Genomic DNA, 20,074 nt, shown 5'->3' with positions numbered 1-20,074 from the left:
CGCGGTGTGAGGTCACCTACCGCGGAAGACGCCGAGATCACGCAGTGGGCCCAGCTCGCCGGCCGCGGCGACCGGCAGGCCCTCGACGAGTTCCTGCGGGCGACCCAGCCGCACGTCCGGCGGTACATCGCGAGCCTGAGCGACTTCCAGACCGCCGACGACCTGACGCAGGAGACGTACCTGCGCGCGCTGGGCGGCCTCGGCCGGTTCCGGGCCGATTCGTCGGCCCGGACCTGGCTGTTCACCATCGCCCGGCGGGTGGTGGCCGACCACATCCGCGGCCTGCGCGCCCGCCCGCGTCAGGCCGCGCTGGCCGACTGGCAGTCCGTGGCCGAGGGGGTCGCCCCCGCGGTGTTCGAGGAACGCGTCGTGCTCGGTCACCTGATCGACGCGCTCGAACCGGACCGGCGGGACGCCTTCGTGCTCACCCAGACGCTCGGGCTGTCCTATGTGGACGCCGCCGCGGCGTGCGGCTGCCCGGTCGGCACGATCCGCTCCCGGGTGGCCCGCGCCCGCGACGACCTCACGGCGGCGATGCGGGAAACCCCCGCCCGGTGCGCCTAAGCTCGCCGGATGACCCCACCGGCGGGACGTCTCGTCACCGAAACGCTCGGCTACGACGGCGGCCGGCCGGTCACGGCGTACGTTCCGGCCGCGCCGCCCCGGTTCGTCGTCTTCGCCGGTGACGGCCCGTCGATCGCGTCGTGGGGCAGTGATCTCGAGGCGGCCGGTTCGCCGCCCACGATGATCGTCGCCGCGCACCGCCCCGACGACGAGACGCGGCGGATCCACGAGTACTCACCGGGCGAGAGCACGGCGGAGTTCGGTTTCGACCCGGACCGGTTCGCCGCCCACGAGACGTTCTTCGTCGAGGACGTCCGGCGCTGGGCGCGATCGCGGTTCGGCGTCGCACTCCCCGCCGAGCGGACCGCGGTGCTCGGCGTCTCGGCCGGTGGCGAGCTCGCGCTCGCCGTCGGGCTGCGTCATCCCGACGTCTACGGCGCGGTCTTCTGCGCGTCGCCGGGCGGCGGGTACCGGCCGCCCGCGGTGCTGCCGAAGGCGCTCCCGCGCACGTACCTCGTCGGCGGCACGAACGAGCCGTGGTTCCTCGCGAACGCGACCCGGTGGGCCGACGCGCTGCGCGCCGCCGGCGCGGACGTCGTCATGGAGGAACGGACCGGCTCGCACGGCGGCGCGTTCTGGCGGGCGGAGTTCCCGCTGATGGTGACGTGGGCGTGCGCCGTTTGAGCAGGACTAGGCCATCGCGACGAGCAGGCAGCCCATCCCGACGCTGGTGAGGATCCGGCAGGCGCCCAGCAGCCGCGGTGACCGGTTCCGCTCGGCCGTCGCCCCGGCGCCGGGCGCGCCGGCCAGGGTCGCACCGAGCCGGACCGTGTGCGCCGCGAAGTACCCGGCCAGCACCCACGCGATGATCGGCACCGCGAGGCCCGTGCCGGCCCCCGCCACGGCGGTCATGCCGGGCATGCCGGCCATCTCGTGCATCCCCGCCATGTCCATCCCGGCCATGCCGGACATGTCGTGGGCGGCCGGGATGCCGAACATCGGCGGCAGTTCGGGCATCGCGACGACCATGTACAGCATCGCCGCGCCGCCGACGACGTGGTGCAGCTCCCCCGCCGGGGCCCGCCGGCGCAGGATGCGCGCGGTGAACCACACCGTGACGCCGCCGAACAGCGCGATCCACACCGGCGCGGGGAGCGGGTCCATCGCCGGCACGACCGTGACGGCCATCCCCGCGCACAGCACGAGGTGCGACGCGTGGGCCGGGCCGTCACCCCACCCGGCGGCGGGCCCGTCACGGCGGGAGAGCACCCACCGCCCGGCGTAGTACGCGGCGAGCAGGAGGAACACGACGCCGAGCGCCAGCCGCAGCGCGAACGAGGCTGTCATCGCACCACCTTTCGAGGAGATCCGCGCATAGGTCGGACGGCGGGGGCGAAAAGTTCCCGGTGGCCCGGCGTCACCCCGGCCCACCCGGATGGTTACGGTGGGTGGGAGTTTCTCCCCGCGGACAGGAGGCGCCCGGAAATGCCGTCGGACGATGCCGGTTCCCCGAACACCCCGGTCGGCGTCGACCCGGACCGGGCCAGCGTCGCGCGGGTCTACAACTACCTGCTGGGCGGCAAGGACAACTACGAGATCGACCGCAAGACCGCCGACCAGCTGGCGGCGTCGATGCCGGACGTCGTCGAGGTGGCCCGCGAGAACCGGCTGTTCCTCATCCGGGCGATCCGGTTCCTGGCGCACCAGACCGGGATCACGCAGTTCCTCGACTGCGGCTCCGGGCTGCCGACCGCGGAGAACGTCCACCAGGTCGCGCAGCGGTTCGACCGGCTGTCCAAGGTCGTCTACGTCGACAACGACCCGGTGGTCACCGCGCACGGCCGGGCGCTGCTCGAGGACAACGAGCTGACCCGCTACGTCGAAGGCGACATCTTCGACCCTCGCAGCATCCTGGACCACGAGGTCGTGCGCGCTCACCTGGACTGGACTCGGCCGATCGTGTTGTCGCAGGTCGCCACCCTGCACCACCACAAGGGCGACCGCCACGCGCCGGCCGACGTCATGCGCGAGTACATCGACGCCCTGCCACCGGGGTCGCACGTGCTCATCTCGCACCTGCTCGACCCGCAGGAACCCGCGGACAGCGACGCGGCGCGCCAGCTGTCCGACGTCGTGGCCCGCGGCTCGTTGGGCGGCGCGACCTGGCGCACCCACGAGGAGATCGCCGAGCTGTTCGACGGCCTGGAGCTGATCGACCCGGGCATCGTGCCGCTCTACCAGTGGTGGCCCGACGGCCCGCGCATCAAGCCGGTCACGGTCGCGCACCGCATCATCGCCGGCGGCCTCGCCCGCAAGCCGTGACCGATCAGGGTTTCGTCCAGGCCGAACGCCGGTAGCGGCGGAACCCCGCCCGGCCGAGGTTGGCGGCGCTCACCGACCCGGCACGCGCCGTCGCGACGGCCAGCACACAGCCCGCGTCGGCCGCCACCCGCAGCCGGTGCCGCAGCAACCGCGACTGGGCGCCGCGCCCCCGGTGCGCCGGCAGGGTGGCCGCACCCCCGAGCACCGCGACGTCGCCGTGCACGGTCATCCCCGCGGCGGCGATCGGCGTCCCGCCCTCGACCAGCAGGAACCGCCGCATCGCCGGCACCCGGTGCTCGGCGGCGACGAACGCGGCGACCACGCCGGTGACCTCGTACCCGGCGAGCAGGACGTCGACGACGTCGTCGCCTTCGGTGACTCCCGGGTCGGCTTCGGGCGGCTCCCCGAGCCGTCGCACGGCCAGGAGGCGGTCCTCCGCCCGCACCAGCCCTTCGGGCACCTCGTCACCGGTCGTGAGCACGGTGGGCTCCCAGCCGGCGAGCAGGACGTCGAGCGCGGGCAGCGTCTCCGGCGTGACCCCGGAGACCGTCGACAGGAACCCCAGCGCGGGGTCGGTGGCCAGCACGGCCAGCAGCCCGCCGTCCTCCCACACCCGGAACCGCCCGGGCAGCCCGGCCGCGGTCGCCGCCGCACAGGCCAGCCCCATCCGGCGGTGCAGCGCCCGCTCCGCGTCCCCCACTTCGCTCGACACGCCTCCAGCATGCCCCGCCGACCGGGCGATCATCCGACCCGGCCCCGTCACGCGCGAAGGACCGAGCGGCTGACGCCGTTCTCCTCCGAGCACGACCCGGAGGAGAACGGCGTCGAACGGCCGTCAGGTTCCCGGGGTCACCGGGGTCTTGGACACCCCCTTGCCGCCCGTGGACGTGTTCGACGCGCCGATCACGTTCGGCTTCTTCTGTGAGACGCAGTCACTCTGGTTCGTCGCGTTGATGCCGTAGCCCGACGCGTTCGTCAGCGTGAACGTATTCTTGCTGAACGTGTTGCCGCAGCCCGCGTTCTCCCAGACGTTGTGCACCTGGAAGCCGTCCAGGTACGGGTGAGTCACCTTGTTGCCGGTGATCGTGTACTCGTCGCCCTTGACGTCGATCGTGGAGTCGCCGGAGTTCTGGTTCTTCTCCCCCGTGCCGTCCAGGGTGTTGCCGGAGATCAGGCCGTCGTGGGTGCCCTCCTTGATGTCGATGCCCTCGGCCGCGACGCCGGGGCCGATCTTGTTGTCCAGCACCTGGATGTAGTCGCCCGCGTCAGGGTTCTCGCCGCCGCCGGTGCCGTAGCACTCCCAGTTGCTGTTCGCCGAACCCAGGTAGACGCCCTCGCCGTAACCGGGCTCTTCCTTGCCGGTGTTGTAGACGGTCGAATTCTTGATCATGCCGTACGCGCTGCTCTTGCGGAAGTGCACACCCTCGTAGCCGATGTCGTGCACGCTCACGCCGTCGATCGTGACGTGGGTCGCGCCGTCGAGGACGATGCCCTTCTTCGAGTTCGTGACCGAGATTCCCTTGATGTTCCAGTAGCTCGCGCCCTGCAGCCACAGGCCGTAGCCGGTCTGGCCGGACGGGCAGTCGGTGTCACCGGGGTTGAACAGCGGGTCGTGCAGCACGGCCTTCGCGCTGCCGGTCAGGGTGATCGGCGCGGACGCCGTGCCCGGCTTCGTCGCCACGAACGCGCCGCTGTAGTCGCCGTCCGCCAGCGCGATCGTGTCGCCCGGCTTGGCCGCGGACAGCGCCGCGGACAGCTGGGTCGCGGTGGTGACGGTGATGGTCGTCGCCGCGGGGTGCACGAGCTGTCCGACCAGGCTCAGCGCCGCCAGTGTCTTGATCATCGAATGGTCCTTTCCGGACGGTCAGCTCGCCGGGATGCTCTTGAGGAACAGGGACTTCGCGGTGCTCGTCTTCGTGTCGTCGACACCGTGCCCGTTCGTGTAGTCCCGCTGCTCGTTGTGCGCCCAGTCGACGATCGGCTGGCCGCCGGCGTCGAGGTGGTGGAACTGGGTGCCGTCCCAGCCGAACTGGTAGATCTTGGTGTGGTCGGCGTAGTACGGCGTGTACGCCGCGCCCGCGGTGATCTGCTTGGTCATCGTGTTGTTGAAGAAGACGTTGCGGGGGCCCGACGAACCGGACCACTTGACCGCCTTCTGCCCGGTCGACCAGTAGATCGGGAACCAGCTCGAGTCGTCCGGCGCGTCACCGCCCTCGTCACCGCAGTGCGCGGTGCAATTGCCCGAGCGGTGGGCGTAGGACACCCGGTTGGTGTTGTTCTCGAACAGGTTGTTGCGCTCGTAGCCGCCGTGGATGTTGAAGTCCGAGTCGATGTCGTTGCCGATCACGACGTTGCCCGAGGCCGACCACTGGAAGGTGAAGTGCCGCAGGTCGCGGGTGGTGTTGCCGGCGTAGAGCGAGTCCCAGACGCGGGAGCCGCGGAAGTAGCCGTTGCCGCCCTTGCCCTTGTTCCACGAGCCGTCGAGCTCGTTGTTCACGATCTGGAGGTTCTTGGCCTCCTCGGTCACGATCGGGTGCGACCCGGTCATCGTCGAGTGGATGCCGGTGACCCAGGAGTCGGCGGCCCACTTGAACACGATGCCCTGCATGGCCAGCGACGGCGCCAGGTTGCCGTAGTTGTCCTTGGCCTGCGCTTCGGTGATGCCGGCCGGGGCCGACTGACCGAAGGTGAAGTTCTCGAAGCCGACGCCGACGATCGGGTCCGGGATCGGCGACGCCTTGGAGGCGTAGACGCTGCCGTCGATCGCCGCGGAACCGTCCGAAGTGGAGTCGACCGGCATGTCGTACTCGAGCGGCTTGTCGATGGACACGGTGTGGTTCTTGGTGTCGATCGCGGTGATGGTGAACCACTGCTGGCGCATGTGGAGGTTCTCCAGCGGCCACGTCGTCGGGTACGCGTTCATCGACTTGTAGAAGTTGATCGAGTTCGCGGCCCGCATGTTGATGAAGCCGCCGACCTTCATGTTCGTGGTCTTGGCGCTGGTGGCCAGGTAGACGGTCTTGTCCCCGGCCCGCGCCGCGAAGCCCTTGTCACCCGGCTTCTCACGCAGCTTCGCGCCCGCCTTCCAGTGCACGTTGACCGTGCCCTCGAAGATGTCCTTGCGGTTGGCCGGCGCGGCCTTGTACTCGCTGGCGTAGCTGGGGTCGACGCCCCGCGACTGCACGCGGAAGAGGCCGCGGCCCGGCCACAGCCAGCCGCCGGAGCCGTCTTCGTAGCCCATGTTGCCCTGGTCCCACTGGTCCCCGTCCGGCGTGAGCACGTCGTACTCGGTGTTCTTGTCCGGGGTGTAGACGAACTTCGTCGAGTCCGTGCCGGCGCCGCGCAGGATCAGGTAGCTGGCGTCGACGTGGATCTCGTGCGTGACGTTCAGCGTGCCGGCCGGGAAGGTGATCAGGCTCAGCTTGTCGTAGCTCGCCGAGGGCGTGCACGACGTGTGGATCTTGTCGATGGCGGCCTGGATACCGGCGGTGTCGTCGACGCCGTCGTCCGGCTTGACCTTGTACGTCGAAGCGAGCTGGGCCGCGGTGATCTTGCAGCTCGCGCTGGGGTTGACGGCGCCGGCGCCGGGCAGGTTCTGCCCGCCGCGGTAGCCGGCCTTGCTCCAGTCGTACAGCCCGGCCACGGGGGCCGCCCGGTTGCCGGCCGAGGTGTCCAGGGTGGTGAGCGCGCCGGGTCCGGGCGGGACCGCGGTGGCGATCGACGGCGACACCGCGTTGACGCCGGCCGCGATGAACGCGGCGGCGGCGATGCACGCGACTGTTTTCTTGCGTGACAAAGGAACCCTCCGATCGAGTGGTGCACGGGACAGGGCACGGGCCCTCGTGGAGACGCGGAACTCAGGCGGTGACGGGAATCCCGCGCGCCGGCCTCCTGGGGAACGCCGGCGGGACGGCGGGAACCGTCTCCGGGGACGTCGGGTACGCGGCAGACGACGGGGCTGCCGGCCGGGCGGTGACCGCCGGGCCGATCGCTGGTCTGGGCAAGGCTCCTCCGTAGCTGACTGGTTCTCACCAGGACTGCATGAAGGCGGCGTTGCCCCGAACCGTACAACGCCGGGCCGCTCTAGTAAAGATACTTTCCTAACAAAGGGTGTCCCACCGGCCACTCAGTGCAAGCCGATCTTCGCTTCCACCAGGGCTTTCCCGACGAGCGCGCGGTCGCCGTCGCGCTGCAGTACGCCGACGGCGCGCCCCCGCTGCGGGATCCCACCGGGCTCCGCATCTCCGGCGACGCCACGTTCGGCGAGGGCGCCGACTTCGAGGGGTTACCTGGGCATCGCCTGGCGCTTCCCCCACGGCGTCGGCGGCGGAACCCGGCCCGCGGGCGTCCCGGGTCGGCCACCTTCGACGGCACGTCGTTCTTCGACGGCACGGGCGGGTACGCGCCGGCGTTCCGGACCGCGACCCTGGTGACCCTAGCCGTCGAGCTGGTCTCGCAGCTGGTGCAACGTCTTGGCCAGCAAGCGCGACACCTGCATCTGGGACACGCCGACGCGGGCGGCGATCTGCGACTGCGACAGGCCTTCGAAGAAGCGCATCCGGACGATCGCCTGCTCCCGCGCCGGCAGCTTCTTCAGCAGCGGGACGAGGGTGTGGTGGTCCTCGACGAACCCGATCCCGGCGTCCGGCTCGCCCATCACCTCGGCCAGGGAGCTGCTGCCCTCGCCGTTGTTGAGCGGCTGGTCCAGCGACGACGTCTCGTAGCAGTTCGCCGCGAGGAGGCCGTCGCGGACGGTCTCGACGTCGATGCCCAGGTGGCCGGCGAGCTCGCTGGGCGTCGGGGCGCGACCCAGGTGCTGGGCGAGCTCCGTGGTGCCGCGGGACAGCCGGCCTTGCAGCTCCTGCAGGCCGCGCGGGACGCGCAGCGCCCAGCCGGTGTCGCGGAAGTGCCGGCGGACCTCGCCCATGACGGTCGGGACCGCGAAGGACAGGAAGTCCGCTCCGTGCGTGGGATCGAACCGGTCCACCGCTTTCATCACCCCGAGCCGGGCCACCTGGACCAGGTCGTCGCGGGGCTGGCCCCGGCCGCTGAACCGGGTCGCGATGTGGTCGGCGAGCGGGAGGAACTCGATGATCAGCCGCTCACGCAGCCGCGCCCGGCCGGCGTGGCCCTCGGGCAGGGCCGCCAGCTCGGCGAACAGCGGCGCACAGTGGGAGTAGTCGTCCCGCTTGCGCTCGCGGGATCGCGGGTGGTCCTGCGTGACCGGCACCGGGACGGCGACGTCCTGCTCGGTGCGGCCCGCGACCGGCGTGACGGTCGTCAAGGCGATCTCCTGTTCGTCGGGCTGCTGATACCCCCGCCACGGCGGGGCAAACCTCGTTCCGCGGTGACGGACGTCATCGTGACACTGCGGTTACGAACCGTCTCCGCCGGTAGGCCATTTGGTCCATTGTGGACGGCCTGACCGCCGGCCGGCGAACGCCGGCCGCACCCCGCGCGCCGACCCGCTAGGATCCTTGCTGATCCGTTGAAACCACAGCGGTTGTGGTGGCGGCCGCGACTCGGCCCCACGTACGCAGCAGTGGCGAACGGAGACCGGAATGGCGGACACGGAACTCACCGGCCAGCTCGACGAACTGGCCGCGTCGGCCTCGGCCCTCACCCGCGCGCTCGAGTCCGAAGACGGCGAGCAGAGCGTCCTCGACACCATCGTCACCGAAGCGGTCAACGCGTTCCCCGACGCCGACATGGCCAGCATCACCGCCATCCACCACGGCGAACCGGAGACCGCCGCGCATTCGGACCAGCGCGCCGTGGACATCGACCGGCACCAGTACGAAGCCGGCGACGGCCCGTGCCTGCAAGCCGCCGAGACCGGGCACATCGTGCGCGTGTCGCTGTCCACGGCGACGCGGGAATGGCCGGAGTTCACCGAGCACGCCACCGCGCTCGGCGTCGGCAGTTACCTCGCCGCGCCGCTGCGCGTCGACGAGACGCTCGACGGCGCGCTGAACCTCTTCGGCTTCGGCGACCACGGCTTCGCCGAAGCCGAATCGCACATGCTGAGCGTCTACACCACGCTCGTCGCGTTCGGGCTGCGCACCGTCCGCCGCTACCGCGTGGCCTTGACGGAGTGCGAGAACCTCACCACCGCCATGCGGTCACGCGCGGTGATCGAACAGGCCAAGGGCATGCTGATGGCGATCCACCGCATCGACGCCGACGACGCCATGCGGCGGCTCGTGCGCCAGTCGCAGCAGACCAACGTCAAACTGCGCGACGTCGCACACCGGTTCGTCACCACGGTTTCGGACAAGGACATCCGGGCCTGACGCCTCTCCTACCGGGGTATGAGGAAGCCGGCCCGCTTCTCGTGCCCCGGTACGGACTTCCGCTTCCCGCACGGCGGCGGCCCGGCGGCCTGCCTACTTTCGGCTCATGGACATCCGAACGGACCACCCCACTCCCCCGGGCACGCTGGTCGCCGCGTTCTTCGGCTACCTCGTGTCGACGATCTCCGCGCTGGTCGGCGCCGGGCTGCTGCTCGGCTACCGGGACGAGCTGGCGCAGGCGCTGCGCACCGCGAGCGCCGGCTCGTCCTCGGCGCACCTGACCGAAGACCAGATCCAGCGGTCGGCGACCTTCGGGCAGGCGGTGGGGATCGGGGTGCTGGTCGTGCTCGCGGTGCTGTACCTGTTCCTGAGCTTCCGGCTCAAGGCCGGCCGGAACCGGGCCCGCATCGTGCTGACGATCGTCACACTGCTGCAGGTCGCGTCCCTGGTGGCGACGTCGGGCACCGCGGTGAACTACGTCAGCACCGCGGTGTCGGTGCTCGCCCTGGTGTTGTCGTACCTCCCGGCGTCCAACACCTACATCGCGCGCGTGAAGCACGCCCGCGCCGGGTGACACCTCCCGACGTCGCCGAAGGTCAGGCGCAGCTGCCGGAATCCGTGGCGAGCACCGGGTCCTTCGCGGGACGAGCGGTGAACGGCGTCTTCTCGTGGACGCTCAGCGCGCCGTCGCGCAGCGTGTAGACGGTGCGGGTGCCCGAGTACGTCATCTGATCCACGGGGCGGCTGACGTCGTCGTTCTCGGCGGCGACGGTCGTGAACGCGCGGCCGCCTTCCAGGGGCGTGCACTGGTAGCCGAGGTGCGCGGCGACGCCGCCGCCTTCGGCGACCGAGAACGGCTGGTCGTCGGCGCCGACGACCTGGCTCAGGTTGCGGCCGTCGTAGTGCAGCACGGAGTAGAACGTCGTGTTGGCGCCGATGGACTGCGTGACGACGAGCTCGGCCCGGCCGTCACCGTTGAGGTCGGTCACCCGCGGCGCCTCGACGCCGAACCGGCTGTCGGCCGGCAGGTGGATCGACGTGTACGTGCCGTTCACCGTGGCCGAGATCAGCTGGTCGTTGTCGCCGGTCAGCTGCGCGGTCACGGTCTCGATCTCCCCGTTGCCGTCCAGGTCGGCGACGGTGGTGACCGGGGCCGGGCCGGCGGCCATGGCGGGTGCGGCGGCGGCGAAACCCAGGGCCGCGGCGAGGCCGGCGACGGTGGCGGTGCGGACGAGTCCGGTGCGGTTCATGAGATCTCCCTCCGTCTTCCGGTGATCTTTTCACCGGAAGTGCTCTCATGAAGGAAGACGGTCACGGAGCCGTCGCGTGCACCGCGGGTGCGATGTGCCACACGAACGCAACCTCGACTCGAAGGCCAGGTCAGCCCAGGGACGCGCTCGCCGCACGCAGCTCGTCCAGGGCGGCCAGGACGTACGGCGCGAACTCGCCCGCGATCTCGCGGTCGGCGTCGGACCACTCGGCGTAGGCCCGCTTGAAGGCGAGGACGCCCAGCTCGGCCGCGAGGTGGGCGATCGGGTCGGGCACCCCGCGGGCGACGAGCGCCGACGTCATGGCGGCCGCGAGACCGACGCTCTTGAGGGCGTCCCGCTCCTGCAGCTCGGCGCTGGCGGCGACGGCCGCCTTCAGCCGGGGGCCGAGCTCGCGGTTCATCGGGCCCATCGTGCTCGCCGCGCGTTCGAGGCCGGCCGCGACCGCTTCGAGCGGCGTGGCCCCCGGCGGCGCTTCGGTGATCCCCTCGGCCAGCAGCCGGCTCAGCGCCTCCTGCCCGGCCACCAGCAGGTCGCGCTTGTCCGGGAAGTAGCGGAAGAATGTGCTTCTCGTGACCCCGGCCTGCTCGGCGATCTGCGCGACCGTGGTGGCGTCGTACCCCTGCTCGGTGAAGAGGTCGACGGCAGCCAGGACGAGCCGTTCACGCGCCCCCGGTTCCCATCGTGCCATGGGGCGATCATAGGTGATGGGACTAGTGTCGCATCACTCTGGTAGTGTGATGAGACACTAGTCCCATCACTTTCTGGAGAGTCTCCATGCATGTCTTTGTCACCGGCGGCACCGGGCTGGTCGGCTCCGCCGTCGTCGCGGAGCTGCTCGGCCACGGCCACACCGTGTCGGTGCTCGCCCGCTCCGACGCGTCCGCACTGGTCGTGGAGAAGGCCGGCGCCGAGGCGGTGCGGGGCAGCATCGCCGACCTGGACGTCCTCCGCGCCGGGGCCGAGCGAGCCGACGGGGTGATCCACCTGGCCTTCAGCAACGACTTCAGCAGCGCCGAAGCCGTCGCGCAGTCGGTCGCCGAGGAGAGCGCCGCCATCGCGGCCCTGGGCGAGGCGCTCGTCGGTACCGACCGCCCGTTCGTCACGGTCTCGGGGACGCCGTGGGTGTCCGGCCGTCTCTCCACCGAGGCCGACCCGGCGCCGACCGACGGGCCGGTCGGCGGCCGCGGCCGCGCCGTCACGGCCGCCCTGGAGCTGGCCTCGCGCGGGGTCCGCAGCTCGGCCGTGCGGCTGCCGCGCACCGTCCACAACGAGGGTGACGGCGGTTTCGCCGGCCTGCTGACCCGGATCGCGCGGCAGACCGGCGTGTCCGGCTACCCGGGCGACGGCGCCCAGCGCTGGCCGGCGGTGCACGCCCTGGACGCGGCCGTCCTGTTCCGGCTGGCCCTGGAGCAGGCCCCGGCCGGGACCGCCTGGCACGCCGTCGCCGACGAGGGCGACGCGGTCCGCGACATCGCCGCGATCATCGGCCGGCGCCTGGGCCTGCCGGTCGAATCGGTGGCCGAGGAGACCTTCGGCCCGCTGGGCCCGATCTTCGCGGCCGACCAGCCCTCGTCGAGCGTCCACACCCGGGAAGCGCTCGGCTGGGAGCCGAAGCACCCGAGCCTGCTCGAGGACCTGGAGAACATCCAGGCCTGACCGGACCGGCAGCGGGACCGGATAATTGGGTCCCGCTGCCGGTACCTCACCGATCATGATGACCGGGTGAGCACCACACCCACGCTCGGTCCCGTGCCCCAGCGCGTGACCGTCGACGCCGACCAGGTCCGCCGGCTCGTCGCCGAGCAATTCCCGCGGTGGGCCGGTCTGCCGATCCGGCCCGTGGCGGACGGCGGCTGGGACAACCGGACCTTCCACCTCGGCGACACGCTGTCGGTGCGGCTGCCCAGCGCGGCCGAGTACGCCTTGGCGGTCGCCAAGGAACAGCGCTGGCTGCCGGTGCTCGCGCCGCGGCTGCCGCTACCCATCCCCGTGCCGCTGGCGGAAGGCCGACCCGGCGCGGGCTATCCGTTCCCGTGGTCGATATACCCGTGGCTCGACGGCGAGCCCGCGAGCGCGGACCGGATCGCCGCCCCCGTCCGGTTCGCGGCCGACCTCGCCGATTTCCTGGTGGCGTTGCGGAGCGTCGACACCACGGACGCGCCGCGGCCGGGCAAGCACAACTGGTTCCGGGGCGGCACCCTGCGCACCTACGACGAGTCGGCCCGGCGCGCGCTCACGAAGCTGGCCGGCCACGTCGACGTCGACCTGGCCGGCGAGATCTGGCAGACCGCGCTGGCCGCACACTGGGACGGCGCGGAGACCTGGTTCCACGGCGACGTCGCCCCGGGGAACCTCTTGCTGCGAAACGGAAAGCTGGCGGCGGTCATCGACTTCGGCACCTGCGGCGCCGGCGACCCGGCCTGCGACGTGGCCATCGCGTGGACCCTGCTGACCGCCGACGGCCGCCGGTCGTTCCGCGAGCGGCTATCGCTCGACGACGCCGAGTGGGCGCGCGGCCGCGGCTGGGCACTGTGGAAGACGCTCGTGACGTGCGCCCAGACCTGGGGCCGCGACGACCGCGAAGCCGTGAACGCACGTCACGTCTTGGGCGAGATCGTTGCCGAGTACCAGCCCTAGGACCGCTTCATCCCGACACCGCCGACAGCGAGCCGTTGTGCTGGGCGGGGGGCGCGCAAGGACGGGCCGTCGGGCCACCAGTCCTGCAGGCGTACCAAGCCCGGGTCCAGCAGGTCGAAGCCGGTGAACAGGCGCTCCACACCCGTTTCGGTGCGGCAGCGGACCGGCCGGTGGCAGCGGGACTCCCACGTGCGTTCGATCGCGCGCGGGGTGACGCCCGCCCCGGTGGGTTCCGCCCAGCAGCTCAGGGCCAGCACCGATCCCGGTGGCAGCAGTGCTCGGTAGCCGGCCAGGGCCGCGGCCAGACGGGCGTCGTCCGGCTCGTGCTGGACGCCCGTGGTCAGCAGTACGGCGACCGGGCGGGTGAGGTCGAACGCCGTGCTGACCGTCTCGTGGCCCAGCAGGTGCCACGGCTCCAGGTGGTCGGCGCGCACCACCGCGGTGTTGTCGTTGTCGTCGAGCAGCGCGCGTTCGTAGCTGAGCACGAGGCTGTCGGTGTCGGTGTAGATCACCTTCGCGTCGGGGTTCGCCCGCTGCGCGGTCTGGTGCGTGTTGTCCTGCGCGGTCGGCAATCCCGCGGCCAGGTCCAGGAACTGGTCGACGCCGCGGGTGGCGAGGTGGCGGACGACCCGCACGTGCCACGCCCGGGCCGCGCGCAGCAGGTCGGTGAAACCCGGCGCGGTCTCGTCCAGGTCGCGCAACGCGGCGCGATCGGTGGCGTAGTTGTCGTGGCCGCGCAGGGCCGCGTCACGAATGCGGGCCGGTGACGCGACGTCCTGGTCCCACCAATAACCTGACCACACATCCGGGTCGACTGCGAGAGTCACGCCACCTCCGGATCGGGACCACATTCACCTGGGCTGGCAGTTTAACCACTTTGGTAACTCCTGTGACCACATCGGGGGCTACACGAAAGCATGGTCCGTAGCAGGCGGTGAACCACTGGCTGTGGGTCACCGCCCGCCGAGCGGTCGGGCGATGCGGCCGTTCAGGTAACGCGACCGGCCACAGCCGGTCACCGCACCGGCTCCACCATGCTTTCCAGGTTCTCGCGGGCGATCCGCTTGCGGAACTCCCCCTCGTAGGACGCGTCCCCGGAATCGTGCATCGTCTCGGTCATCCGGACCGCGGCCGTCTGCCGCGCCCACGTGTGATCGAGACAGGTTTCGGAATAGCGGTCGAGCAGGCTCGGATCGTCCTTCTCGATCTGCTGCACGACGGCGCGGGCGAGCACCTCGGCGTCGTGCAGGGCGAGGCTCATCCCTTCCGCGCTCATCGGGGAAATGAGGTGCGCGGCGTCCCCGAGGAGGTGGAGCCGGCCGTAGCGCATGGGGCTGAACACCACCCCGCGCAGCGGCACGACCTGCTTGCTCGTGATCGGCCCGCGGACCGCCACGGGTTCCCCGAACCGGGTGCCCAGTTCGGTCCAGACGCGCTCGTCCGGCCAGTCGCCGGCGGTGTCGGTGAGCGGGCACTGCAGGTAGACGCGGCTCGCGCGCGGGCCGCGGGTGATCCGCGCGGCGAAACCGCGCGAGTGCACCGCCAGCACGGCCGGCGGATCCGCCGGCACCTCGGTCAGCACCGTCAGCCAGGCGTACCCGAACTCGTGGGTGTGGCAGGTGAGGACGTCGGCGGGCACGGCCGTCCGGCTGACGCCGTGGTAGCCGTCGGCTCCGGCGACGACGTCGCAGCCGAGCACCTTCGCCGCACCCGACGCGTCCCGGTAGCGCACCCGGGGCGACTCGGTGCCGATGTCTTCCAGCGCAACGTCTTCGGCCTCGAAGCGCAGGTCGCCGCCGTCGCGCAGGAACACCCGGATGAGGTTCCGGACGAGGACCTGCTGGGGGCAGAACGCGCCGTCGGCGTCGTCGTCGAGGTCATCCCTCTTCCACCAGCGCGTTTCCCCGTCGATCAGCAGCGGCATCCCCGCGTCGGACGATTCGTGGCTCGTGCTGCCCTCGACGACCTCGTCCAGACCCCATTCCCGCAGCACGCGCACCCCTTGCGCGTCGAGGGACCCGGCCCGCTGCCGGTGCTCGACGTGCTCACGGCTGTGCTTCTCCAGGATCACGCAGCCGATTCCGCTGCGCAGCAGGAAGTTCCCGAGGGCGAGCCCGGCGACTCCGCCGCCCACGATCGCCACGGTGGTGTGCTCTTCGGTGTTGGTCATGGCACCACCGTGGCCCCGGACGCGCGGGCCGACCACCGGTATCCGGTCAGCCAGTACCGGAAACCCGCCAACCTCAGACGCCGTGCTCCTGGAGGCCGGCCTGGTAGCGGCCCGGCGTCTGGCCGACGACGGCGGTGAACGCCTCGATGAACGTCGAGGGGTTGGACCAGCCGCACGCGATCGCGGTGTCGGTGACCGACTGCCCGCCCGTGAGGTGGGCCAGGGCGTGGTGGATGCGCAGGATGGTGCGCCAGCGGTGGAAGCCCATGCCGAGGTCGGCGTGGAACAGCCGGCTGAGCGTGCGCTCGCTCGCCCCCGCGGCGCGGCCCAGCTCGGCCAGCGTCGCGGTCCGGCCGGGATCGGTGCGCAGGAGATCGGTGACGACGCGCAGCCGGTCGTCACGCGGCTCGGGCAGGTGCAGGGACTGCTCGGGCGGCTCGCCGAGCTCGTCGAGCACCACCGCGCGCAGCCGCTTCTCGGCCTCGGGCGTCCGCCCGGCCGGGCCGGTCAGCGTCAGGAGGACCTCCCGCAGCAGCGGGCTCACGGCGAACACGCTGGGGTGCGCCACGAGCCCGCCGCACTCCGCGGCCGGGATGGCGACGAGCCGGGCGTCGGTCCGGCCGTAGAAACGGTGGGAGTGCGCGAACCCCGGCGGCGTCCACGTCACCCGGCTGGCCGGCGCCACCCACGTCCCCCGCTCGGTCGTGGTGGCCAGCGCACCGGCGGCGGCGTACACGAGCTGGCCGTCGGGGTGGGAGTGCGCGTCGAGGTGGTAGCCGTGCGGAAGCCAGCCGCCACCGCGTGGCGTCGGCTCTCCCGGCTTCGCAGGCGGCTTCGGGGCTTGGCGGGTTTCCGGCATCGGACGTCAGTTTACCGCCGGTCCAGGGGGTAGCCGCGAAGGTTGACCTCCGTGCCCATCGGCGGCTCCTGACCGTCCACAGTGCACAGCGCCAGGTCCACCGCACCGCCCGAGACGTGCGGGGCCACCTTCACCGCGGACGCCGCCACCGGAGCGGGCCGGTGGGCCGTGAAGGCCTCCTTCCCGGCTGTAAGAGCCGGGAAGGAGGCCTTCACGGCTTTCAGGGAGTGACGTCCTCGCCGGGTGTCACATTTCGGGGGGATCTGTCACCGGGAATCGCGCCTGGGGGCATTTCCGGCGCGATTCTTCCTCATCGGGGGTCGAGTTCGTCCGTCAGCGCGGCGTCGACCTTCGCCGCGGCTCGACGCAGCGTCCGGCGAGCCGCGGCCAGCAACCCCACGGCGGCCAGTGTCGCGACCATCGCCCAGGCGCTGCCGTCGTCGTCGGCCGGGACCACCGCGAACGTGACCAGGGAAAGCAGCAGCCAGCGATTCCGGTCACCCGCCCGGATCCGCGGCCGGCGGGGAGCGTGGTCGCGCGCGATCGACTGCGCCTGCCCAGGTACACCCATCGATTCTCGGCCTCCCGTCGGCGATCCACGCGCCCCTCGGCGTCACGGATCGCAGTCGTCTGACCCCCGAACAGTCGATCTGCCCGACAAGAGAGTTACAGATTTTTCTGTTTTTGACTCAGCGCAATCATCGATTCAGTCGAATGAGTGAAGAAACCGTCTTGTTCTCTCTAAGTCAAAAACTTTTTCACTTTTCGCCGGGCGCTTCCTCGTCCGGCGGGGCGAGCCCGCGGTCGAGCGGGTGGGTCGAGGTGATCTCGGGCTCCACCGAGGGCGGCGCGAGGCCGCGGTCCAAGGTCCGCTCTTCGGTCTGGTTCTCGTCTTCGGCGGGCAGCCGCCCGCGGTCTTCGCCATCGTTCGTCATGGCGGCGGAGTACCCGGAATCCGCCGCGTTATCCGGCGGCCGGCCCTCGGACCTGCGGCGATCACGCGTCGAAGCGGAAGTACACCGTCCGGTGGTAGTCGCCGGCGCCCGCGTTCGGGCGGCTCTCCGGGCCCAGCGACGCGACGCCGTGGAACTTGTTGCCGATCGGCGCGATGCCGTCGAGCAGGGAGAGGTTGCCGGCCGGGTAGGTGACGACCGCGTTCTGCGGGTCGGGTCCCACCGCCGGGGTGAACAGCCGCAGGAAGAGGCCCTCGTCCGCGGCGACCACCGTGACCGCGCCTTCGGTGGTATCGAGCACCGCCCAGCAGGTCCGGGCGTGGTAGCCCGTGAACTCCGGGTAGCCGAACCCGCTCGCCCCGGTCGCGGTGTTGTTGTACGGCTTGCTCCAGACGTCGGGCTGAACGCCGCGCAGCCGGTTCTTGTAGACGCGGTAGGGCCCGTCGCCGAGCCAGGTGAGGCCTCGGACGCATCCCTCGGGGTAGTCGAAGTTCACGCCGAGGTGGTCGTGGTCGCCGGTGGCGCGGTAGCGGTACTCCAGCCGCAGCCAGCCGTTGGCGTCCAGCCGCCAGCGCACCGACGTCAGGTCGCCGGTGTAGTCGGCTTGGACGACCCACCCGGTGCCGTCGCGGAAGTGGCTGAACGCGGTCAGCGCGGCCGTCCCGCCGGCCGGGGCGGGACCGTTGCCGAGCGACACCGGTGCGCTGCCGCGGCGCACGCCGGTGAGCCGGCCGCTGGATTTGCCGACGGTGACCCGGGTGGCGCCGGCGACGAGCGTGACGTCGGTGGCGGTCTCGGCCGCGGTGACACTGCCGGTGGTCGCCGGCTTGACCAGGCGCGCGGCGAAGTCCGGCGCCTTGCGGATCCGCCACGTCCAGCCGGCGACGTCGCGGCCGGTCGCGTCGGTCACGCTCAGCCGCAGCGCGTCGGCGCCGGTCCAGTCGGCGGGCAGGCCGAGCGTCACCGCGCCGGTGGCGCCCGGGGCGACGTCCGGTGCGCCGGCCTGGCCCTGGGCGAGCACCTGATGACCGGGGCCCGCGCCGGGCGCGGGGAACGCGAGCAGCTGCCAGCCGAACCGGCACGTCCGGAGGTTCGTGAAGTCGTACCGGTTGACGAGCTTCACGGTCTTGTCGAACGACGCCGGGAACACCGTGTCGTAGTAGCCGGGACTGGCCAGCTGGACCGGCGACCAGATGTCCTTGATCGTGAAGAAGCTGCCTTCCTTCTCGCGGTACGGGCCGAGGATGCCGTCGGGGGCCCGGCTGCCGTTGGTGTCGAGGGCGCCGCCGCGGTCGTCGCGCGCGACGCTTTCGTCGACGAGCGCCCAGATGAACCCGCCCGCCGAGCGCTGGGCGCCGCCCATGAGCTTCCAGTAGTCGTTCAGCCCGGCGCCGGCGCCGCCGTCGTAGAGCCCGTGCAGGAACTCGGTCGGCATGAAGACCGTGGTGCCGGCGGCCTTGGTCGCGGTGCTGCTGTAGGTCTGGTAGTGGCTGGTGTCGACGCCGCTGAAGGTCGTCCACGGGTGCAGCACCGCCCGCCGCTGCGGGTCGTACTGGCCGAAGTCGTCGTCCAGCGCGGTGTTCCAGCCACCCTCGTTCCCGTTGTCCCAGAACAGGATCGACGGGTGGTTGACGTCGCGCCGCACCAGGGCCGCGACCAGCGGCGCGCCGACGCCCTCGTCGTAGTGGTGCTGCCAGCCGGTCAGCTCGTCCAGGACGTAGAGGCCGAGCTCGTCGCAGAGGTCGAGGAAGTACGCGTCCGGCGGGTAGTGCGACATCCGGACGGCGTTCATGTTCATGTCCTTCATCAGCCCGATGTCCAGCCGGGCGAGCCGGGGACTCGACGCACGGCCGGACGTCGGCCAGAAGGTGTGCCGGTTCGCTCCTTTGAGGACGATCCGCTTCCCGTTGACGTAGACGCCGTCGCCGGCGCGGACCTCGATCGTGCGGAACCCGAAGCGCTCGACGGTGCTGTGCCACGGCACCCCGGCGGAACTCGCGAGCGTCAGCTCGACCTGGTGCAGGTTCGGTGTCTCGGCCGTCCACAGTGCCGGCTGGGCCGCGGCGGTGGTCAGCGACGCGCCGGTCGCGCCGCTCGCCACGGCGACCGAAAAGGCGCCGCCGACGGCCGTGCCGTCGAGCCGGCGCAGCTGGGCCGACACCCGGCCCGCCGCGCTCACCCCGGCGAGCGTGACCTGGGCGGTGAAAGTCCCGTCGGCGCGGGCGTCGATCGCGACGCGATCGATCCGCGCGGCCGGGTAGGCCTGCAGCGACACCGGCCGGAAGAGCCCGCCGAAGTTCCAGAAGTCACCGCGGCGCTCGGCGTCGTTCACCGAGTTGTCGGCCGACTCCTTGCTGACGGTCACCTCGAGCAGGTTCGGCTCGCCGAGCCGCAGCAGGGCCGTCACGTCGTAGCGGAAGCGGTAGAAGCCGCCCTGGTGCACCGGTCCCGCCGAGACGCCGTTGACCCGCACGTCGGCGTCGGTCATGGCGGCCTCGAACACCAGGAAGATCCGGCGCCCGGCCCAGGACGCCGGCGGCGTGAACGAGTGCCGGTAGTGGCCCTTCTCCGCCGGGACGAGGTCTCCGCCGTAGTGGTAGCTGCCGAAGCCGTGGCACTCCCAGTTGGACGGCGTCGGGATCGTGGCCTGCTCCCCCGCGCGCCGGCCGGCCGTGACCTGGAAGTCCCAGTCGACGGTGTGGTCGGCGTCGCTGCCGGTCAGCAGCATCGTCTCGGTCACCGGGCCCGCGAGCGCCGCGCCGGTTCCGGTCGCCGACGCGGCTCCGGACGTCGGCAGTCCCGCGGCGGCCACACCGGCCGCGCTGATCGCCAGCGCGCGGCGACGGCTGAGTTCCACCAGGCCTCCCGAAGTCCGATCTGATATATGACACACCGTACAACGGTAACCACCGACCAAGCGGACAAGCCGCCGGACAAGTCTTGACGTCCGGTCGCGGGCGCACGACAGTGGTGCGGCACTCCGCACCCTCCCCGCGGTCTCCGGC

General features: G+C 71.6%; 21 protein-coding genes. 7 read left to right on the top strand and 14 right to left on the bottom strand.

Going from position 1 to position 20,074, the window contains the following annotated elements; translation table 11 throughout:
* Positions 1 to 6: 6 nt before the first annotated feature.
* Together MUY22_RS28530 and MUY22_RS28525 are read left to right on the top strand one after the other, a co-directional pair.
* Positions 7 to 564 (top strand): sigma-70 family RNA polymerase sigma factor, encoded by a 558-nt coding sequence (locus MUY22_RS28530; RefSeq protein WP_247049577.1) that lies wholly within the window; start codon positions 7 to 9, stop codon positions 562 to 564.
* Between the two features lie 9 nt (positions 565 to 573).
* On the top strand, positions 574 to 1,248 hold the full coding sequence (locus MUY22_RS28525; RefSeq protein WP_247049575.1) for an esterase family protein: 675 nt from the start codon (positions 574 to 576) through the stop codon (positions 1,246 to 1,248).
* 6 nt (positions 1,249 to 1,254) lie between these two features.
* Here the strand turns inward: MUY22_RS28525 and MUY22_RS28520 are convergent, their stop codons facing one another.
* Positions 1,255 to 1,911 (bottom strand): DUF5134 domain-containing protein, encoded by a 657-nt coding sequence (locus MUY22_RS28520; RefSeq protein WP_247049573.1) that lies wholly within the window; start codon positions 1,909 to 1,911, stop codon positions 1,255 to 1,257.
* A gap of 138 nt (positions 1,912 to 2,049) precedes the next feature.
* Here MUY22_RS28520 and MUY22_RS28515 point away from each other — a divergent pair, with 138 nt between their 5' ends.
* Entirely contained in the window at positions 2,050 to 2,886 is an 837-nt protein-coding gene (locus MUY22_RS28515) for an SAM-dependent methyltransferase (protein ID WP_247049571.1), read from the top strand.
* Between the two features lie 4 nt (positions 2,887 to 2,890).
* Here MUY22_RS28515 and MUY22_RS28510 read toward each other — a convergent pair whose 3' ends face one another.
* The 4 genes from MUY22_RS28510 to MUY22_RS28495 form a co-directional block, all read right to left on the bottom strand.
* Positions 2,891 to 3,598 carry a GNAT family N-acetyltransferase gene (locus MUY22_RS28510; protein WP_247049569.1) on the bottom strand — a complete coding sequence of 236 codons (708 nt, stop codon included), beginning with the start codon at positions 3,596 to 3,598 and terminating at the stop codon, positions 2,891 to 2,893.
* Between the two features lie 123 nt (positions 3,599 to 3,721).
* Positions 3,722 to 4,729, bottom strand: a complete 1,008-nt coding sequence (locus MUY22_RS28505) for a right-handed parallel beta-helix repeat-containing protein (protein ID WP_247049567.1) — start codon at positions 4,727 to 4,729, stop codon at positions 3,722 to 3,724.
* 21 nt (positions 4,730 to 4,750) lie between these two features.
* Complete coding sequence (locus MUY22_RS28500; protein WP_247049565.1) at positions 4,751 to 6,682, bottom strand: glycoside hydrolase family 55 protein; 1,932 nt, start codon at positions 6,680 to 6,682, stop codon at positions 4,751 to 4,753.
* A gap of 639 nt (positions 6,683 to 7,321) precedes the next feature.
* The gene (locus MUY22_RS28495) at positions 7,322 to 8,116 is read right to left on the bottom strand and encodes a SigB/SigF/SigG family RNA polymerase sigma factor (RefSeq protein WP_247064177.1); all 795 of its coding nucleotides are present in this window, start codon (positions 8,114 to 8,116) and stop codon (positions 7,322 to 7,324) included.
* A gap of 331 nt (positions 8,117 to 8,447) precedes the next feature.
* Here MUY22_RS28495 and MUY22_RS28490 point away from each other — a divergent pair, with 331 nt between their 5' ends.
* Together MUY22_RS28490 and MUY22_RS28485 are read left to right on the top strand one after the other, a co-directional pair.
* The gene (locus MUY22_RS28490) at positions 8,448 to 9,179 is read left to right on the top strand and encodes a GAF and ANTAR domain-containing protein (protein ID WP_247049563.1); all 732 of its coding nucleotides are present in this window, start codon (positions 8,448 to 8,450) and stop codon (positions 9,177 to 9,179) included.
* 106 nt (positions 9,180 to 9,285) lie between these two features.
* Complete coding sequence (locus tag MUY22_RS28485; protein ID WP_247049561.1) at positions 9,286 to 9,753, top strand: hypothetical protein; 468 nt, start codon at positions 9,286 to 9,288, stop codon at positions 9,751 to 9,753.
* Positions 9,754 to 9,775: 22 nt separating this feature from the next.
* Here the strand turns inward: MUY22_RS28485 and MUY22_RS28480 are convergent, their stop codons facing one another.
* Positions 9,776 to 10,429, bottom strand: coding sequence for a VCBS repeat-containing protein (locus MUY22_RS28480; RefSeq protein ID WP_247049559.1), 654 nt, complete (start codon positions 10,427 to 10,429; stop codon positions 9,776 to 9,778).
* Between the two features lie 130 nt (positions 10,430 to 10,559).
* On the bottom strand, positions 10,560 to 11,138 hold the full coding sequence (locus MUY22_RS28475) for a TetR/AcrR family transcriptional regulator (protein ID WP_247049557.1): 579 nt from the start codon (positions 11,136 to 11,138) through the stop codon (positions 10,560 to 10,562).
* 86 nt (positions 11,139 to 11,224) lie between these two features.
* On the opposite strand from MUY22_RS28475, the gene MUY22_RS28470 reads away from it, so the two are divergent.
* Positions 11,225 to 12,106, top strand: coding sequence for an SDR family oxidoreductase (locus tag MUY22_RS28470; RefSeq protein WP_247049555.1), 882 nt, complete (start codon positions 11,225 to 11,227; stop codon positions 12,104 to 12,106).
* A 66-nt stretch (positions 12,107 to 12,172) separates the two neighbouring features.
* Positions 12,173 to 13,087: an aminoglycoside phosphotransferase family protein gene (locus tag MUY22_RS28465; RefSeq protein WP_247049553.1), complete on the top strand. Its 915-nt coding sequence runs from the start codon at positions 12,173 to 12,175 to the stop codon at positions 13,085 to 13,087.
* On the opposite strand, the gene MUY22_RS28460 is transcribed toward MUY22_RS28465, so the two are convergent.
* From MUY22_RS28460 to MUY22_RS28435, 7 genes are all read right to left on the bottom strand, one after another.
* Positions 13,084 to 13,914, bottom strand: a complete 831-nt coding sequence (locus MUY22_RS28460) for an SAM-dependent methyltransferase (RefSeq protein ID WP_247049551.1) — start codon at positions 13,912 to 13,914, stop codon at positions 13,084 to 13,086. The two genes, MUY22_RS28465 and MUY22_RS28460, sit on opposite strands and share 4 nt — an antisense overlap.
* A gap of 188 nt (positions 13,915 to 14,102) precedes the next feature.
* Positions 14,103 to 15,257: a 4-hydroxybenzoate 3-monooxygenase gene (locus MUY22_RS28455; RefSeq protein ID WP_247049548.1), complete on the bottom strand. Its 1,155-nt coding sequence runs from the start codon at positions 15,255 to 15,257 to the stop codon at positions 14,103 to 14,105.
* A gap of 73 nt (positions 15,258 to 15,330) precedes the next feature.
* Positions 15,331 to 16,116, bottom strand: coding sequence for an AraC family transcriptional regulator (locus tag MUY22_RS28450; protein ID WP_247049546.1), 786 nt, complete (start codon positions 16,114 to 16,116; stop codon positions 15,331 to 15,333).
* A gap of 11 nt (positions 16,117 to 16,127) precedes the next feature.
* A complete protein-coding gene (locus tag MUY22_RS49490) occupies positions 16,128 to 16,250 on the bottom strand; it encodes a hypothetical protein (RefSeq protein ID WP_256474691.1) in 123 nt (40 codons plus the stop codon).
* Between the two features lie 176 nt (positions 16,251 to 16,426).
* Positions 16,427 to 16,687: a hypothetical protein gene (locus tag MUY22_RS28445; RefSeq protein ID WP_247049543.1), complete on the bottom strand. Its 261-nt coding sequence runs from the start codon at positions 16,685 to 16,687 to the stop codon at positions 16,427 to 16,429.
* 187 nt (positions 16,688 to 16,874) lie between these two features.
* Complete coding sequence (locus MUY22_RS28440; RefSeq protein ID WP_247049541.1) at positions 16,875 to 17,051, bottom strand: hypothetical protein; 177 nt, start codon at positions 17,049 to 17,051, stop codon at positions 16,875 to 16,877.
* Positions 17,052 to 17,112: 61 nt separating this feature from the next.
* A complete protein-coding gene (locus MUY22_RS28435; protein ID WP_247049539.1) occupies positions 17,113 to 19,926 on the bottom strand; it encodes a glycoside hydrolase family 2 TIM barrel-domain containing protein in 2,814 nt (937 codons plus the stop codon).
* Positions 19,927 to 20,074: the final 148 nt, after the last annotated feature.

This window comes from Amycolatopsis sp. WQ 127309, assembly GCF_023023025.1.
GTDB lineage: Bacteria > Actinomycetota > Actinomycetes > Mycobacteriales > Pseudonocardiaceae > Amycolatopsis.
This window is presented reverse-complemented; position numbering and strand designations above follow the sequence as displayed.